At 66.0% G+C, this 14,616-nt stretch carries 20 protein-coding genes; all 20 read right to left on the bottom strand.

The genetic code is table 11. From position 1 onward, the window contains the following. Positions 1 to 195: integrating conjugative element protein (locus tag GIW04_RS18105; RefSeq protein WP_236479096.1), on the bottom strand; the 195-nt coding region annotated here is incomplete at its 3' end. After that, entirely contained in the window at positions 192 to 782 is a 591-nt protein-coding gene (locus GIW04_RS18100; RefSeq protein ID WP_236301350.1) for a transglycosylase SLT domain-containing protein, read from the bottom strand. The genes GIW04_RS18100 and GIW04_RS18105, both read right to left, overlap by 4 nt. Next, a complete protein-coding gene (locus GIW04_RS18095; RefSeq protein ID WP_090520116.1) occupies positions 764 to 1,489 on the bottom strand; it encodes a TIGR03759 family integrating conjugative element protein in 726 nt (241 codons plus the stop codon). Before GIW04_RS18095 ends, GIW04_RS18100 begins: the two co-directional genes overlap by 19 nt. A 14-nt stretch (positions 1,490 to 1,503) precedes the next feature. Then, positions 1,504 to 2,145 (bottom strand): hypothetical protein, encoded by a 642-nt coding sequence (locus GIW04_RS18090; protein WP_090520119.1) that lies wholly within the window; start codon positions 2,143 to 2,145, stop codon positions 1,504 to 1,506. Then, positions 2,142 to 2,741 carry a PFGI-1 class ICE element type IV pilus protein PilL2 gene (gene pilL2 / locus GIW04_RS18085; protein ID WP_090520121.1) on the bottom strand — a complete coding sequence of 200 codons (600 nt, stop codon included), beginning with the start codon at positions 2,739 to 2,741 and terminating at the stop codon, positions 2,142 to 2,144. Before pilL2 ends, GIW04_RS18090 begins: the two co-directional genes overlap by 4 nt. A 158-nt stretch (positions 2,742 to 2,899) precedes the next feature. Next, on the bottom strand, positions 2,900 to 3,769 hold the full coding sequence (locus tag GIW04_RS18080; protein ID WP_236479095.1) for a hypothetical protein: 870 nt from the start codon (positions 3,767 to 3,769) through the stop codon (positions 2,900 to 2,902). Between the two features lie 111 nt (positions 3,770 to 3,880). Next, a complete protein-coding gene (locus tag GIW04_RS18075) occupies positions 3,881 to 6,112 on the bottom strand; it encodes a helicase-related protein (protein ID WP_442962803.1) in 2,232 nt (743 codons plus the stop codon). A 158-nt stretch (positions 6,113 to 6,270) separates the two neighbouring features. Then, on the bottom strand, positions 6,271 to 6,570 hold the full coding sequence (locus GIW04_RS18070; protein ID WP_167362150.1) for a hypothetical protein: 300 nt from the start codon (positions 6,568 to 6,570) through the stop codon (positions 6,271 to 6,273). An 80-nt stretch (positions 6,571 to 6,650) separates the two neighbouring features. Beyond that, complete coding sequence (locus tag GIW04_RS18065) at positions 6,651 to 6,956, bottom strand: hypothetical protein (RefSeq protein ID WP_090520130.1); 306 nt, start codon at positions 6,954 to 6,956, stop codon at positions 6,651 to 6,653. A 91-nt stretch (positions 6,957 to 7,047) separates the two neighbouring features. Next, a complete protein-coding gene (locus tag GIW04_RS18060) occupies positions 7,048 to 7,359 on the bottom strand; it encodes a methyltransferase (protein WP_090520132.1) in 312 nt (103 codons plus the stop codon). Between the two features lie 51 nt (positions 7,360 to 7,410). After that, positions 7,411 to 8,520, bottom strand: coding sequence for a DUF6094 domain-containing protein (locus GIW04_RS18055; RefSeq protein WP_090520134.1), 1,110 nt, complete (start codon positions 8,518 to 8,520; stop codon positions 7,411 to 7,413). Positions 8,521 to 8,584: 64 nt separating this feature from the next. Continuing rightward, the gene (locus GIW04_RS18050) at positions 8,585 to 9,238 is read right to left on the bottom strand and encodes a hypothetical protein (RefSeq protein ID WP_090520136.1); all 654 of its coding nucleotides are present in this window, start codon (positions 9,236 to 9,238) and stop codon (positions 8,585 to 8,587) included. A 111-nt stretch (positions 9,239 to 9,349) separates the two neighbouring features. Next, complete coding sequence (locus GIW04_RS18045) at positions 9,350 to 9,691, bottom strand: hypothetical protein (RefSeq protein ID WP_090520139.1); 342 nt, start codon at positions 9,689 to 9,691, stop codon at positions 9,350 to 9,352. A gap of 76 nt (positions 9,692 to 9,767) precedes the next feature. Then, entirely contained in the window at positions 9,768 to 10,175 is a 408-nt protein-coding gene (locus tag GIW04_RS18040; RefSeq protein ID WP_090520142.1) for a hypothetical protein, read from the bottom strand. A gap of 102 nt (positions 10,176 to 10,277) precedes the next feature. Beyond that, positions 10,278 to 10,619 carry a hypothetical protein gene (locus GIW04_RS18035; RefSeq protein ID WP_090520145.1) on the bottom strand — a complete coding sequence of 114 codons (342 nt, stop codon included), beginning with the start codon at positions 10,617 to 10,619 and terminating at the stop codon, positions 10,278 to 10,280. Between the two features lie 94 nt (positions 10,620 to 10,713). Further along, positions 10,714 to 11,403: a DUF3275 family protein gene (locus GIW04_RS18030; RefSeq protein WP_090520148.1), complete on the bottom strand. Its 690-nt coding sequence runs from the start codon at positions 11,401 to 11,403 to the stop codon at positions 10,714 to 10,716. Between the two features lie 56 nt (positions 11,404 to 11,459). Beyond that, positions 11,460 to 12,377, bottom strand: coding sequence for a DUF3577 domain-containing protein (locus tag GIW04_RS18025; RefSeq protein ID WP_090520150.1), 918 nt, complete (start codon positions 12,375 to 12,377; stop codon positions 11,460 to 11,462). 262 nt (positions 12,378 to 12,639) lie between these two features. Continuing rightward, complete coding sequence (locus tag GIW04_RS18020; RefSeq protein WP_139229570.1) at positions 12,640 to 13,149, bottom strand: XF1762 family protein; 510 nt, start codon at positions 13,147 to 13,149, stop codon at positions 12,640 to 12,642. Between the two features lie 5 nt (positions 13,150 to 13,154). Then, positions 13,155 to 13,877, bottom strand: coding sequence for a hypothetical protein (locus GIW04_RS18015; RefSeq protein WP_236301352.1), 723 nt, complete (start codon positions 13,875 to 13,877; stop codon positions 13,155 to 13,157). A gap of 267 nt (positions 13,878 to 14,144) precedes the next feature. Then, positions 14,145 to 14,498 (bottom strand): DUF3085 domain-containing protein, encoded by a 354-nt coding sequence (locus tag GIW04_RS18010; RefSeq protein WP_021264238.1) that lies wholly within the window; start codon positions 14,496 to 14,498, stop codon positions 14,145 to 14,147. Between the last annotated feature and the right edge of the window lie 118 nt (positions 14,499 to 14,616).

Raw genomic sequence — 14,616 nt, 5'->3', positions numbered from 1 at the left:
ACCCTGGGGTGTCGGGATCGGCGGCCGGGCCGGCGCGTTGGCGCGCGGCTGGAGGTTCAGGGCTTCGTAATACGGCAGCGCCGACGTGCCGCCACGGTCTTCGACCACGATCAGCGGCTCGCCGGCACGCGAGGCCAGCGGCAGACCTGCCAGCAGCACGAGCAGACCCCGAAAGGCCAGATGGGATGTCGTCATGGGGATGTCTCCTGACGCGCGGCGAGGACCGCGGCGGTTGGGCGCGCGCCCTGCACCCGGGCGAGGTGGCGCGACACACTGCGCCGGTAGCGGGCGGCAGGCTCGCCGCCCGCAGGACGGTGGTAGCGGCCGATCGCCAGCAACCAGTCCTCGCCGGGGGTGTGCTGCTCGCGCAGGATCTCGGCAGCGATGGCGAGGTTGCGGTACGGGTCCAGCAGGTCGCACGCGCTGGCGTAGCGCTGCTGATGGTAGCCGAGGTTGATCTGGCCCAGGCCCGCGTCGATGCGCGTGTGCGGCGTGGAGCGCATCACCTGCTGCAAGCCCGCGCAGGCGTCGGCGCGGGTCGCATAGCGGCGCGACTGGCCGGCGACGTTGAGCGACCACGGCCACGGGACGATGCGCCCGTTGCGCCGGATGCCGCTTTCCTGCAAGGCCACTGCGTAGAGCACCGTCGAGGGGATGCCTGCGCGCTGTGCGGCGAGCTGGTAGGCCGGTGGCGGAACCTCCTGGGCCTGGGCGACGCAGGCGCACAGGCCAGCGGCGAGCACCAGTGCGCGCAGGAGTGCGGCTATGGCTGGCGCTGCCATTGGCCGTTCACCTCGCGCACGACCGCGGGCAAGTCGCCGGGCAGGCCCAGCGACAGCCAGCGGCCGCCGTCGTGGTTGAGCGTGATGGTGCCGCTGCGCACGCGCGCCGGATCGACGTTCGCGCGTTTGGCCCAGTCGCGGATGCGCGCATCGTCCTGGCGGCTGCCAACCATGTACAGGTCGAACTCGGTCCCCGAGGATTGCAGGCGCTGTACGAGCTGTCCGCAGGCTTCGCAGCCGTCCTTGACGAACACCGCCGTGCGGCCGGAGCCGCGCGTAGCTCCGGCGATCGGCTTGTCGTCGGGCAAGTTCACCCGCTGCATGCCAGGGTTCAGACGCTGCCAGGCCTCGTCGTAAGCCCTCTGGTAGGCGAGCAGCTTCTCCACGCGGCGCGCTTCGACCTGCACCTGCAGCTCGGCGTAGCGGCGCCGTTCCTCGTCGGTGCGGGCTTCGATGCCCAAGGCCGACAACGGGTCCAGGTTGGGCGAATAAATTCCCAGCGGCCCGTCCATCAGTTCGCGGTAGCGCGCCCATTCCTGCGGTTGCAGGCCCCAGTCGCTCGCCACCCGGTCGTCCAGGATGCGGGCGACCAGCGGGCGCTCCTGGCTCTGCGCATTGCGGGCGGGAGCCGCAGGCGGCTGCTGCGCCCAGACGGGCCACTGGGCGAACGCCAGCAGGAGCACGGAAAGGATGATCGATGGCTTCATGCGATCTGCTCCGGTCAGGGAATCGCCACGCGGCGGGTCTGGTCGCCGGCCTGGAACACCGCGGTGTTGCCCTTGACGGCCTGCAAGCGCCACGGGCCGACCGCATCGCCGGGTAGCAGCACCTGAAGCTGGTCGGGCGTGAAGTCGCCACTGCTCGGCGCGACGGACACGCTGCGCTCGCCGGCACGCAGTTCGGCACCGACGATGCGGAACGGGAGCGGCGGCGGTTCGGGCTTGGCGGCGGGCTTGTTCCTGGTGCGCGGCTGGGCGGGTGCAGCGGCGCGCGCAGCGGTCTGCCGCGCCTTGACCTGCTCGACTTCGGCGCGCAGTGCCTGAAGGTCGTCGGCGGCGGCATAGGCGCTCAGCGATTTCTCGACCTGGGCCGCGCGTGCTTCCAGGATTTGGCGGGTGTCTTTGAGGTCTGCCGCCGTGGCGACGGCCGGACGCTGCTGGATGGCTTCGACGGTCTCGGCCAGGCCTGTTGCCTGCGCTTCTAGGCGTTGCAGGCGGGATTCGAGGCGCTCCTGGTCGGCCTGGTCGTTCATGGCCTGGTAGCCCAGGGCCACGAAGACACTGAGGCCGAACAGCCAGAGCCACATCAGGCTCTGCACCACCACGGCGGCGGTTGAACGCTGGGCGGGTTGCGGGGCGTTCATGGCTGGCCTCCCGATGCCGCGGGCGCCAGCGGGAACGTCTGCGCCGCCTCGGTGGCGGGCGGCGCGGGTGTGTTGTCGGCGGTCATGCTGTCGCCGGGACGCTGGAAGCAGATTTGCCGCGCGCGGTCATCCGCGTGCAGTTCCCAGGCCGGGCCAGCCAAGGTGAGCAGCGCATCGCGCAAAGTCATGGGGCCAAGGTGCAAGTGCGCCGCCGGCAGCGGCAGTGCGTACAGCTCGATCACCGCGTGCGCCGTCTGGCACAAGCCGTAGCCGCTGCGCTTGAGCACATGCCGCAGCCCGTCGCCGACCGTGGCGCGGGCGTCCTCCGGCATGGCGACATCGATGGTCTGCAACAGCAGGTCGCGCTGCGCTGCTGTCGGTGCCAGTTCCACGAGGGTGTAGCGGCCGTAGCGCACGACGGGGATGTACTCGGGCGCTTCGGGTACAGGCGCGGCCGAGATTTCCTCGATGGTGTCTGGCGCGACCGGCGCGCTGGTCGTGGCGCAGCCGCCAGCCAGCACCGACCAAAGCAGGCCGAGAAAACCCGCCAGCAGGCGGCGTTCGGGATGGTGAAACCAGGGTGGAGAGGGGCACATGGCGCGTCGTCCTGAAACATCGAGCCCTCACCATCGCCGCTCGGGCCACGAGCGGCAGCAAACAATGCGAACCAGGCAGCGCCCGATTTCCCGACAGCCTCCCACCAAAGAAAAAGGCCCCCGAAGGGGCCAGTGAAGACGCATCGGACTTCGCCAGCTCACTCCCGAGCCAGCTTCAGGCCGGGATCGACCTGTGCCAGTTGGGTGTGCGACCAGCAGCGCACGAACTGCCCGTTCTCGCCGAGCGGCCGGTTCGCCACCGCCGCCGAATACTCGGCGGTGTCGCTGGTGTCGTAGCAGATGACCTTGATCTCGCCGCTGTCGCAGCGGATGGAGTGGATCTGGCCGTCGGTCATATCGACCACGACGACCTGCGGGACAAGGCCCAGTTCGCGGGCGGCCGACAGGATGGGGACATATTCGGCAGCGTCGAAGCAGACGAACGGCCCTTCGTACCGGGCTTCTTCGGCCAGTTCCCTGGCCTTGTCGTAGTGGATACCCAGGTCGTATTCCTCCTGGGTGATCCTGACCTTGAAGATCGGCATGTCGGGACTGCCGGAGGCATCGACGCAGGCGACCGCAACTTGCATCTCGATCTCACCGCCGTCGGCAGGTTCGGTCGAGGGGATGATGGCTTGGCCCGAGGGCACTTCGTCGGCCATGCCCATGCGCTCGCGCATTTCGTCGATGAAATCCTCGGAGGCCATCAGGCCATAGCGCGCCAGGCGCAAGGGAATGTCCTCTGCACCGAGGTTGCCGTCCTCGATGCGCTGCTGCATGAAGGCGGCGATCTCGGATTCGAGCGCATCGCTGCTAGGCGCCGAGGGCAACTCGGTCACCTCGATCGACCATGAATCCACCTTCGCGGCGGTCTCATCGATTAGCAACCTCTCGCCGATGGCGCGTACCCACATGCGTTGTAGGCGTGCCAGTACTTCCGACGCGGCCTCGTCGTCGAGCAGACAGGTCACGTCCAGCGTCATGCGAGCCTTCACGGTTTCGGACGTGGCTTGGGTATGGGTGTTCATGGAAATCTCCTTGGGATAAAAAGGCGCAGCCACGTCCACGGAGACCGTGGGCGTGGCTGCAAGGTGGGAACAACGGAAAGCCGGCGGCGCGAGGCCGGCATTGGCGTGGGATCAGGCGGCGACCAGTTGCCGGGCCAGTGCGACCTCGACGGAATCACCGTCCTGGTTGAGCACATCCAGCCCGGATTCGGGTACATCGCCGGACGTGCTTTGGGACACGAGGATCTTCTTGGCCATCAGCGCGAGGCACGCCATCTGCGAAGAGGCGGCGTACCCCAGGTAGATCACCTTCACGGCGAGCTTCTGGCCGATCCGCCACGAGCGGCGTGCAGCCTGCTGCAACGTGTACACATTCCACCCCGACTGCAGGAAAACAATCGTCGGGAATTCGAGCAGGTCCAACCCCGTCTTGACGAGTTCGGGGTTCGTAATGAGCACGTCGATGCCCCGGTCGATCTGCTCGGCAATCCAGTCCTCGCGCTGGCTGGCATCCACGCTCGCGCGCAGTACCGCCACCCGAAAACCTTCCTGCTCCAGCAGCATCTTCAGCCGGCTCGTGGTGTCCCGCGTGCCGGTATAGACCGAATACACCAGGGTCTTGCGACCCGCTTCCTTCTCCTCGCGGCAGATGTTGATCAGTTCGCGTTCCTTGGGCATCACCTCCAGCTCGTTGAACTGAGCCGGTGTGAATGCCAGCACCTCGCGCGTGCGCGGATGGCGGACCGTCTCTGCCCTGAAGCAGCAGTCGGGCCACGCCAGCAGCGTGTTGAGGACCACGCCCAGCAAAGTGGTGTCCCGCTTGCGCAGGGCCTCCTTGAGCTGTTGCGTCAGGCTGGAAGCCAGCTTCTGATACGCCTCGCCTTGCTCGGCGCTCATCGCCACGTCCCGGAACTCCTCGTCATACGGTGGCAGAACACCGCCGATGTCTCGCAGCTTCAGGAAGATGGTGTACGGCAGGATGCACCGCAGCACGCCCTTGGGGCCGAAGCCGGGGGCCTTGACCGTTCTGACCGTGACCTTGCTGCCTTTGGCCGTCTTGTGCGCCGGACCGTCGGACTCGGAGTAGATGTCCTTGAGGACGCCGTGATCCCTCATAAAGGCCATGGCGGCGGCGTTCATGCTGCCGTTGCGGCCGGGGATGTAGCCGTCCTCGATCATGCGGCCCGGAAGCGCGCGGAACAGCAAGTGGAAAAGATCGTCGGCGTAGCCGCCCATCAGCGTGCCAGTGAGCGAGACCGTCTTGCGGACCTTGGACGCGATGACGCCCATGGCCTGGCCTTGCGCCGAACCGCCCGTTTTGTACTCGTGGGCTTCGTCTGCGATGAGCAAGTCGAACGTGCTGCGCGGCAGATACCGCTTCACATATTCGCTGGGTTGGTAGCCGCCTTCACCGAAGCCGAACTCCATGTTCGCCATGGACCGCTCCATGCGATGCGCCTGGCGGTCGGAGAAGACCAGCTTCCCGCTCGCGTCCATCAGGTTGATGAAGTTGTGCAGGTTGTCGCCGAGCATCGAGGCCAGGAAGCTGTCCCCGAAGGTCTTCATCAGCTTCTGCGCGGTGGCTTCGCCGATGGTGGGAATACGCTTCAAGGCACGCAGCACAGCCGAGGACTGGTCGCTGCCGGACAGTGACCGCGGACGCATCAGCGTCCACAGCGCGCCGCCGCAGCCATTGCACTTGCGGCGAAACTCTTCCGCCTCCAGCTCCTGAGCAGTGATCGGCTCACCGTCGAGGTTGGTGACGACCTCTCCGCAGTGCGGGCAGGCCCCCACGTCGCCGTGACGGGTGTGCTTGCGCGCGAAGGCGGGCTTCCAGTGGAACCCCATCCTCATACGGACACGACCGAGGACGAAAAACTCCTGCGCCGGCGAAGGCACGCCAAGCTGCTCGCGCAACTTGATCAGTTTGAGCAGAGTATCCGGGCCATTGAGCACCCAGACCTTTGCGCCCGCGACGGTTTCGAGGATTTCCCGGCGCCACTTGTAAACAAGGTGCGGCGGGCTCAGGACGAGCGTGCGGCGATAGCCCTCGGCATGCAGGACCGCGGCCAGCGCAATGCCGATCGTGGTCTTTCCGGTGCCCATCTCGCCGTTGACGAAGACGGCCCGCTCGCCTTGGTTGACGAGCAGTTCTGAGGCCGCATGCACGACCTCGGCCTGGGCGGGGAACAACTGGCGTTTCAGCCCGGCCAGCACCAGTTGCCGGTGCGGGCGCGGCGTGCCGCTATAGACGGGCGGGTTCGCCCGGTTGAGGGATTCCAGCAGCTCGTCTCCGAACTCGGAAACGAAGTCCTGAAGGCTCATGGACAGCTCGGACGGTTCCTGTTCGAGCAGGTCGTCCATCGGGGACGAGGTATCAGCGGCCGAGGCCGCGTCGATGACTTGTGCGTTCATGGTGATGCTCCGAAAAGAAGAACGGGGCATGCACCACTCCCCAAAGGGCGGTGACATGCCCCCGGGTGGGAAGGAAATTCCGGCGCGCGTGCCGGTGGTGGAGACGATCAGTACTCGCTGGGCAGCAGTACCGTGGTGACGCTGCGATCCCATTCGGTGATGACCCAGACCTTCAGGCTCGGGCCGACCTCGTAGGACGAAAACAGGCGGTCTTCTCCCGACTTCAACGCGGCGTCGTTCTGGCGCCGGTCGCTGTCGTCGAGGTCACCCCAGTCGGCGGACAGATGCCGCAACAGGTACGGACGGGGATTGAGCTGGCCTTGTTGAACCAGGCTGGCGACGCCCGAGGTCATGACGACCTGGCCGGGGTTGAACCTGGGAAAAGCGTGCTGTGCAGGCGTGGACATGGAGATGGCTCCTTCAGAAAAAGAGGCACCTCGCCCCATCGGGGCGAAGTACCCCGGTGGGTGGAAGAAAAGACGCCGGACTAGCGTTCGGTCGTCAGCAGGATGTGCGTAGCACTGCGGTCGGCTTCGGTGACCACGCAGATGCGCAGTTCCCGATGGACCAAGTACATGGATTCGAGCCGCTCGCCAGCTATCAGGGCAGCGTTGTTGGCTTGCCATTTGTAGTCGGCGACTTCGCCCCAGTCGCCACGGGTATGGCGCTGGAAGTACGGCATGGGATCGAGGCGGCCTTCGCGCATCAGGCGATCGACGCCTTCGCTGAAGACCAGTGCCCCAATAGGAAACAGCAGAGTGCGGCGGTACCCGTTGGGATGGACGGTAGCCATGGAGATGCTCCTTCTCTATTGGCGGGAGCGATCTCCCGATCGGGAATCGTTCCCGACAGGGTGAATGGATAGGTGATTTACAACCGTCAGATCAAGACTTTTCTTCCGGCAGTTGCACGACCGTGGTGCACTGGTCGTCACTGGTGATGACGAGCAGGAACAGCCTCGGGGTGATCTTGAAACGCGACGTCATGGGTGCGCCTTGTTCCAGCGCGACGTCGTTCATCTGGCACTCGGCCTCACTGGCCTCGCCCCAGTCGCCGCGCACATGGCGCTGCACGTAGGGCAAAGGGTCGATGAGGCTTTTGCTTGCCAGCCAATGCACCTTCTCGCTCAGCTTGAGCGTGCCCAGTGCGAAGAGCGGTGGAACCTGGGGCTTGCGCCCCTGGAAGATGGACAGCATGGGGATACTCCTTGCAGGTGTTGAAGAGCAGGCGGCAGGCCGCCTGCGGGGTCAGTGGATGGTGAGAACCTGTCCCAGCGTGGAAGAGCTGAGTGTGAGGTCCCAGGCCCGAATCACCGGCACGAACTTGTCCGTCAGGATTCGGGTCTCGGCCAAGGAGCCGTCGTCGCGCTCGCGGTACTCCACGGCGGAAGACTTCTGCTTGAACGTGTCGCCCTTGACGGCCAGGGTGCGGCCGGTGGGTGACTGCACGACACCGGAGATCGCGCCGGCCGCGAGGGCCAGTGCCAGGTGCCACTGGGACAAGGCGCGTGCCGGAGCACGCAAGGTCTGCTGGGTCGCGCCCAGATGGGTCTCGAACGCGGGCCACAGGCCTTTGAGGCGCCGTACTTCGTCGGCGAACTGCTCGGGCTCCATGCTGATCCGGTAGAAATGCTCCGGCTCGGCGGGGGCCGTGGGGACCACATACGGCAGCAGCGTCCATTCGGGCGGCAACTCGTCCGCCTCCTGTTCGCCCAGGCCGATTTGCAGCAGCCGGGCGCGTGACGCTTTCACGTCATCGCCCGCCTGGTCGCGCTGCCGGACACGACGTCCGAACACCACGACCTGCTTGAACTGCTTGTCCACCGCCTGGAATACGGACAGGTCCGCGAAATGGCGTGTCAGCCAGCCGACCATCTCCTTATCCAGCACGTAGGACGGCAGGATGAAGACCAGGATGCCGCCGTACTGCAACAGGGGCAGCGTGCGCTGGTAGAACAGCTTTTCCAGACGGGCGCGGCCCTTGCCTTCATAGCCCAGGTTGCCGCTGGTGTCCCTTGCGAGATCGCCATAGGGCGGGTTGAGCCACAGGAGGCCGAAGGCCTGCCGCGAGATCATGGTGTCCATCAGGTCACCGTGGATGCAGTGATCGACCAGCAGCCGGGCGTGGGTGGCCCGCTCCTGATCGAACTCGACGGCATAGGCGCTGGTCAGCTCAGGCCCGAGGGCATGGGCGGCTTCGGCGATGGCAACGCCTTCGCCAGCGCAGGGATCACAAATGCACATGGGCCCATCGCTGGGCGCGAGCGCGCTGAGGGTTCTTTCGAGGGAGGCTTCGTCGGTCGGGTAGTACCCGTTCTTGGCGAAATTCCGAGCGAGCCTGGGGAACATGAGTGCCATGGGAAGTCTCCTGTCTGGCGGGGATGAAGGACGGAAGCACGCCAATGCATGCCTCCGCGGTGGGTCAAACCGATTCCACTTCCGGCGTCCAAATCCTGGCCGGATAGGGATAGGCGGTGAGCACGCCCTGGCGGATGAGGTCGCCCAGCGCTTCGGTGAGCGCGGGCACGTCGATGGCGAGCCGGAACCCTTGCAGCGGCCCGAGGGCCATGCGCAGGGAGCACAGCATTTCGCGCTCGCGCAGCAGCGCCAGGACTGGCGATTGCCAGTGGTCCAGCAGCGGCAGCGGGCACGTGTCCTTGACCAGGTGCCACAGGCGTGACGTGGGATCGGCCGCGGAGCGCGGCAGCAGCGCCAAGGCGCTGGCCGAACTCTTGTCGGGCCGGATGCAGCGCCGGTCGAACAGCCAGAGATTGACCATCGAGCCGAACAGCGTGCGGCGATAGCTGCGGGTCAGGCGCTTTTCAAGGCGCTCGACCGAGCCGACGAACACAGGCAGCGAACCGCCCTGGTCGGTGACGACGTGGAACTGGTCCAGGCCGTCCTCGCTTCGGCCCAGGGTGAGCCGCCCGATGAACTGCTGGATGGCGGTGTCGCGCGCCCAGACCGAGAGAAAGATCAGATCGCCCTGGTCGCCGCAGACGCAGGCATCGGCCATGAGGTCGCTGCATTCGTCAATGCGGTACAAGGGCTGCGGGTCGGATGAAATGGCAGGCATGGTGGTTTCCTCGATGTGAGGGGCGCACCGCCCGCAGGGGCAGTGAATGCCCCGTTAGGGATGAAAACGCGTAGTGCCAGGGCGAATGCCTCGGCTGCGTCGCAGGTGACGTCAGGCGCTCAGTTCGGCGAACGAACCATCGGCCTCATGCTTGACGACGCGATTGCCGACGTTCCCCGCATAGTCCTTCTGGACTTCGGTGAACATGCTGCTCGGCACGTCGATGTGGAAATGGCCCAGGACTGCACGGTAGTAGTCCAGACCGTGGCCGAACGGGTCTTCCTCGTGCAGGTTGCTGTACAGGAAATCCTCGTCCTCGACCTTCATGGTGCTGTCGATCAGCTCGGCAGGCTTGCGGATCGTCATGAAGAAATAGCGCAGTGGCCGATCCCAGCCGAGCATGACGGTGATGGGAAATCCTTTGTGATGGGTCTCGAAGTGGTGCTGGCTCATGGAGGTGTCCTTGGATGAGCTGGAACAGCACCGCCCGCATGGGCAAGTGCTGCCCTGGCGGGTGGAAGGAAGAGATTCAGACCGTCAGCGCCGTAGCGGATGCCATGGCGGCGGTCGGGGTACGCCGTCGTGCGTGGTAGGCGCGAACGCCTGCACGCCAGTCGGCGGATTGCTCCGGTGCGAGATCCAGATAGGACAGCGGGCACGAGTAGTAGTACGGGTGCATGGATTCGTCCAGCGGCTTGTAGCCCCACTGGCCGCCGCTGCATTCGAGCAGATCGCAGCGGATGTAGCGCAGGGACTGACCCGGCGAGAGATCACGATGCACGCCTTCGACCTTGGCGGTCATTTCGACCACAGACCACAGCACGTTGCCGCGCAGGGTGTGGGCGATGACCTTGGCGCTGACGCGCTCGGTCTCCTGGGGTGCAACCAGTTCCGCGATCAGCTCGGATCGCGATTGGGAAGAGAAATACCAGCCCATGAGAGGCCTCCTGGAAAGTGGAGCCGGAGGCCTCCCCATGGGGAAGACCCCCAGCGGGTGATGAAAAGCCGCAATTGCGGCGAAGGAACCTATGCTCTGCCCTTAGTCCCAGTCGTCATCGTCACGATCACAACCGGCCGGGCAGTAGCCGAACTCGATCCCGTGCGAGCAGCAGCCGTTCTCGGCGAGCCACTCCTGGGTTTCCTGCCGTTCGGCAGGTGTTGCGTAGTCCCATTCCTGGGCAGCGATTTCCAGTGCATGAACGCGCTGGCTCTCCGGCAACCGACTGACTTGCGCGTCGATCTCGGAACTGAAAAGCGTGACCCAGTGTTCCCAGGCTAGGCCGCAACCACGCTGGGCGTGCTCGGCAGCCGTCTTGCAGACAGCCTGCCACGCGGATTCGTCCAGCGTAGAACGGGGGGTATCGCAAGCGATGGTGGACATGATGGAGACCTCCAGAAAAATGCCGGAGCATCCCCCGCATGGGGAAGGAACCCCGGCGGGTGGATGAAGAACACCGCGGATGCGGTGCTTGCGATCACGCAGGTTCCAGTGCGGCCTGACGGCTCCACTCCTGCGTCTGGTACTGGTGCCTGTAGCCCAACTCGCCCAGACGGGCGACCTGCGCGCGCAACGTGCGACGGTCAATGGTCGAATCCAGTCGGACGGATTCGCCCAGCGGCCACAGGATGCCGAACAGTACGGCGTCGCCATCTTCGGCGCTGCCGGTGGCAGCAGCCGCAGTGGGCGTCGGCGCATCCACACCGAAGGGCGTGGTATCGACCAGCGGGTCCGCAGATGCCTGCACGGGTGCGGGCTTCGCGGGTTTGGACGTTCTGGCGGGCTTGGCCGGCGTTGCCGCTGGCTGCGCTCCCAACTCTTCATCGAGCGGATCGATTTCCTGGGTGGCGAAGCTGCGGGCCTCGTCACGGCTCAGTTTTTCGATGCCGTTGAGCGTCATGCCATCGAGGTTGGCGCGGACTTCAAACCGCGCGCCACCCGCGACCGGATAGGACTTCGCGAAGATGTAGCGGATGACGAACTCCCCGTCGTACTTGCCTTCGGGGTACTGCTCCAGTTCCGCGTCCTTGACGGCGAACTCGCCGATGGGGGTGGTCAGGCGACCGACCGTGAACGGGCCGTTCTTGCCGCGGATGGTCCGCAATGTGAGCTGACCCGGGACGACGATGGGCAGGACTGATCTCGCAGGTGCCGATGTGGCTGCCATGATGGTTCTCCTTGGGAAATAGGAAAAAGCAAGGCCCCGTGAGGGGCCATGCCGGATCAGAACGACTCGGCCATCGCCGGCTCCTGCTCCTCGACTTCTTCTGCGGGCTCGCGCTCGGCGGGCTCGACAGGTTGGTCGGCAGCGGTGTCGGCGGCAACCTCGGCTTCGGGCGCGGGTGCGTCCTCGGCTTGCGGCGCTTCGGCTTGCGCCTGGCTCGGCGAATAGACTGTCTTGCCGTCGATCTTGATGAGACCGATGTGGATCAGCGTCGATTCCAGGCTCGCTCCCGGTTCCCCGGCGCGCTCGCCCTTGGTGCGGATGTACGGATCGATCTTCATGTCGTTCAACTTGAAGCCGATCAGCACCTTTCGGTCCCCTTCGATGGCCTGCACGCACCGGCGAACCAGGTGCTCGGCCTCGGGGGTGGCGACGATGGTGTCGATGTACCGATATTCCGGTTCACCGACAGGCCCGGCCAGTGCCGCGACGCAGCACGACAGGAACGGATCGCCATCCTTGGGGGTGACGTCCTTCGGACGGCTGAGGTAGCCGATGCCGCGCGTGATCAGCTCGTGCTGCCTGATCGAAGCCAGTTCGGCCCGGTCAAGCGGCTCGGCCTTGAGCAGACGCGCCTTGAGACTGGCGCCCGGCTTGCCGGCGTGCTCGCCCTTGTCGCGGATGTACGCATCGCCCCAGAGGTCTCCGAGGCGGAAGCGCACCAGCGGGCGCTGCTTGGGATCGTCAACGCCGATGTAGCGCTCGACCAGCTTCTTGGCATCCGCACCGGACACCTTGACGTCGAAATAGCGGTAGGTCGGGTCCTTGGCGGAACCGACCAGCGCGGCGATGGTGCATGCCAGGAAGGGCTGCGCGCGGCGGCCGCCCCGGACGGGAACCTCGCGAGCACGCTGGATATATCCGATGCCCGAGGTGTGGATGTCGAAATACGATTTCTCGTTGGACGTGGTGTTCATGGTGAATCTCCATAGGGATGAAGCGGAGACACACCGGCCCACGCATGCGGGGAAAGGTGCGTAACCCCGCGGTGGGTTGATAAGGCGAAAGCATCCGCCACCAAGATTGGTGGCCGCTCGCGGACGGATGCGGTGCGAGCTGGGTGATCAACGCGGTGGAACCGCGCCGTAGCCTTGAAGATCGTGGCTACCTGGGATGCTGCTGACGGCTGTCAGCGAGGCATGGGGGCAGCATGGGCGGGGTTCGCGCGCGCGGCAGCAATCAATCGGCATCCGGGCGCTTCCCTTTGTCCGCGCCGCTTGGCGCCTGCCACAGGCACTTGGGGCCGCGCAGGTGCTCGGGGGTGTCGGTGCGGGGACGGCTGGGGCGGCTCCAGGCACCGCCGCCGCGCATGCCGACCAGCCGCCAGCCGGCGGCGCGCAGGCTGGCACCGCCTTCCTCGGGCAAGGTGTAGGTGATCAGCCGCGTGTAGCCCAAGGCCTTGGCCGCCTTCCAGGCCGCGCTGTAGAGCTTGCTGCAGGCGTTCGGTGCGCCATTGGTGCAGAGCCTAGTGACTTCGAGCGTCCAGCTATGGTCCAGGTGGCGGGCGACCGGGCGACCGACGATGGCCACGCCGCAGATGCCGTCGCTGCCGGACAGCGCGACCGCGATGGCGAACTTCGCCCCTTGAACCGGCCGGTGGTGGCGGTGGTGCTCCTGCACGAAGGCATTGGCACAGCGCAAGGACACCGGCAGCAGTTGCAGCGATGGCGAAGTCGATGGCCCGCCCATGTGCGTCAATCGCCGCAGAAGCAGGCGATCGGTTCCTCGGCGGTGTCGAACAGATCGCCCTGGTCGGCGGCGAAGCGTGCCAGGTCGGCGTAGCTCGGGCCATCGGCGCGAAACCGGGCGCCGCTGGGCTTGCTCGCCAGGTTCAGCGACTCCATGCGAACCCACCACACGGCGGCCTCGGGCCGCGCCTTGATGAGGGCCAGGCGCTGCCCGCGCGGCTTCAGGAAACACAGGTCGCAGTTGCCTTCGAGCGTGCGCCCGTTGACCGTCAGCAGGTCGAGGTCGAACGGCTGCGCCTGCCAGAAGGTGCCCACGTCGCGCACGGTGACGCCGGCGTCCGCCAGCGGCATGCACATGGTCTCGTGGGTCGATTCGGTGGAATGGCCGCGCGCGCGAATCTTGGCGACGCGGCGCTGCTCGTCGGCGCGGATGCCGATCATCTGGTCCCAGTCCGTCCAGCCCAGATGCCGCAGGTAGCCGTGCATCGGGCGAATCTTCAGGCTGGTCGTGCAGCCGCGCGCGACGGGGTTGGGCAGGTACTGGCGCTTGCGGATCAGAGCCTCGAACGGCTCGCCCTGGCGCCCTTCATGGGGGCTTTCTTTTCTCCGCACCGCGGCCATTGCTGCGTGTGCGCGCTCGTCTCCGGCCGCCTTGGCCCGCCTCGTCGGCATGCCCGCCGACATGCCCACGGAGACGACCGCATGCACGACCCGTTCAAGATCACTCAACCGACTTGCATCAGCTTCTCGGGCGGGCGCACCAGTGCCTACATGCTCTGGCGCGTATTGCAGGCCAATGGCGGCCTGCCTGCCGACACCGTGGTCTGCTTCGCCAACACCGGCAAGGAAGTGGAAGCGACCCTGCGCTTCGTGCGGGACTGCGCTGCGCACTGGCAGGTGCCGATCCACTGGCTGGAATACCTGTCCATCGAGCCGGGCTTCACGCTGCTGGACTTCGACCGGGCCAGCCGCCGTGAGGGGACGGCAGTAGCCGCGCTACGCCGATGGCACCACCTCCAGCGACAGGTGCGTCGTGGTGGCGGACAGCATCAGATCGTCCGTGCCGTGCAGGATGCGTGCGAAGACGCCTTCCTTCGGGTCGAAGAATTCGCCGAAGTCGTCGCCGCCCAGCTCGGCGCGCGCCAGCTCCCACCAGTCGTCAAACGGGTCGGTATCCGGGTTGCAGCCGACGGCATAGGCCAGCAGCTTCACGCGGCCATCGGGACGGCGCTCTCCCTGCTCGGCGAGGAAGTACACGCCCTGGTCCTTGGCGAGGACGACGCGGCATTGGTTGGCGACGGCCTCGGCCAGCACGGGGCGCAGGTCGCTGCCTTTGAATCGAAGTGACATGGTTCATCTCCTGAAAAAAAGGCCCTCCACCCGAACGGATGAAAGGCCTATGGGGCAAGTCGCCGGTAGGCTGCGGACTCAGCCGTAGTGCTGCCGGGCTTCCTGCCACGGGACGAAG

The organism is Pseudomonas sp. PA-4-8C (assembly GCF_021606625.1).
Lineage (GTDB): Bacteria > Pseudomonadota > Gammaproteobacteria > Pseudomonadales > Pseudomonadaceae > Aquipseudomonas > Aquipseudomonas lactis.
This window is presented reverse-complemented; position numbering and strand designations above follow the sequence as displayed.

Coding starts and splice junctions, on each gene's coding strand:
- GIW04_RS18100 (WP_236301350.1), bottom strand. CDS start 782: ATGGCAGCGCCAGCCATAGCCGCACTCCTGCGCGCACTGGTGCTCGCC.
- GIW04_RS18095 (WP_090520116.1), bottom strand. CDS start 1,489: ATGAAGCCATCGATCATCCTTTCCGTGCTCCTGCTGGCGTTCGCCCAG.
- GIW04_RS18090 (WP_090520119.1), bottom strand. CDS start 2,145: ATGAACGCCCCGCAACCCGCCCAGCGTTCAACCGCCGCCGTGGTGGTG.
- pilL2 (WP_090520121.1), bottom strand. CDS start 2,741: ATGTGCCCCTCTCCACCCTGGTTTCACCATCCCGAACGCCGCCTGCTG.
- GIW04_RS18080 (WP_236479095.1), bottom strand. CDS start 3,769: ATGAACACCCATACCCAAGCCACGTCCGAAACCGTGAAGGCTCGCATG.
- GIW04_RS18075 (WP_442962803.1), bottom strand. CDS start 6,112: ATGGACGACCTGCTCGAACAGGAACCGTCCGAGCTGTCCATGAGCCTT.
- GIW04_RS18070 (WP_167362150.1), bottom strand. CDS start 6,570: ATGTCCACGCCTGCACAGCACGCTTTTCCCAGGTTCAACCCCGGCCAG.
- GIW04_RS18065 (WP_090520130.1), bottom strand. CDS start 6,956: ATGGCTACCGTCCATCCCAACGGGTACCGCCGCACTCTGCTGTTTCCT.
- GIW04_RS18060 (WP_090520132.1), bottom strand. CDS start 7,359: ATGCTGTCCATCTTCCAGGGGCGCAAGCCCCAGGTTCCACCGCTCTTC.
- GIW04_RS18055 (WP_090520134.1), bottom strand. CDS start 8,520: ATGGCACTCATGTTCCCCAGGCTCGCTCGGAATTTCGCCAAGAACGGG.
- GIW04_RS18050 (WP_090520136.1), bottom strand. CDS start 9,238: ATGCCTGCCATTTCATCCGACCCGCAGCCCTTGTACCGCATTGACGAA.
- GIW04_RS18045 (WP_090520139.1), bottom strand. CDS start 9,691: ATGAGCCAGCACCACTTCGAGACCCATCACAAAGGATTTCCCATCACC.
- GIW04_RS18040 (WP_090520142.1), bottom strand. CDS start 10,175: ATGGGCTGGTATTTCTCTTCCCAATCGCGATCCGAGCTGATCGCGGAA.
- GIW04_RS18035 (WP_090520145.1), bottom strand. CDS start 10,619: ATGTCCACCATCGCTTGCGATACCCCCCGTTCTACGCTGGACGAATCC.
- GIW04_RS18030 (WP_090520148.1), bottom strand. CDS start 11,403: ATGGCAGCCACATCGGCACCTGCGAGATCAGTCCTGCCCATCGTCGTC.
- GIW04_RS18025 (WP_090520150.1), bottom strand. CDS start 12,377: ATGAACACCACGTCCAACGAGAAATCGTATTTCGACATCCACACCTCG.
- GIW04_RS18020 (WP_139229570.1), bottom strand. CDS start 13,149: ATGGGCGGGCCATCGACTTCGCCATCGCTGCAACTGCTGCCGGTGTCC.
- GIW04_RS18010 (WP_021264238.1), bottom strand. CDS start 14,498: ATGTCACTTCGATTCAAAGGCAGCGACCTGCGCCCCGTGCTGGCCGAG.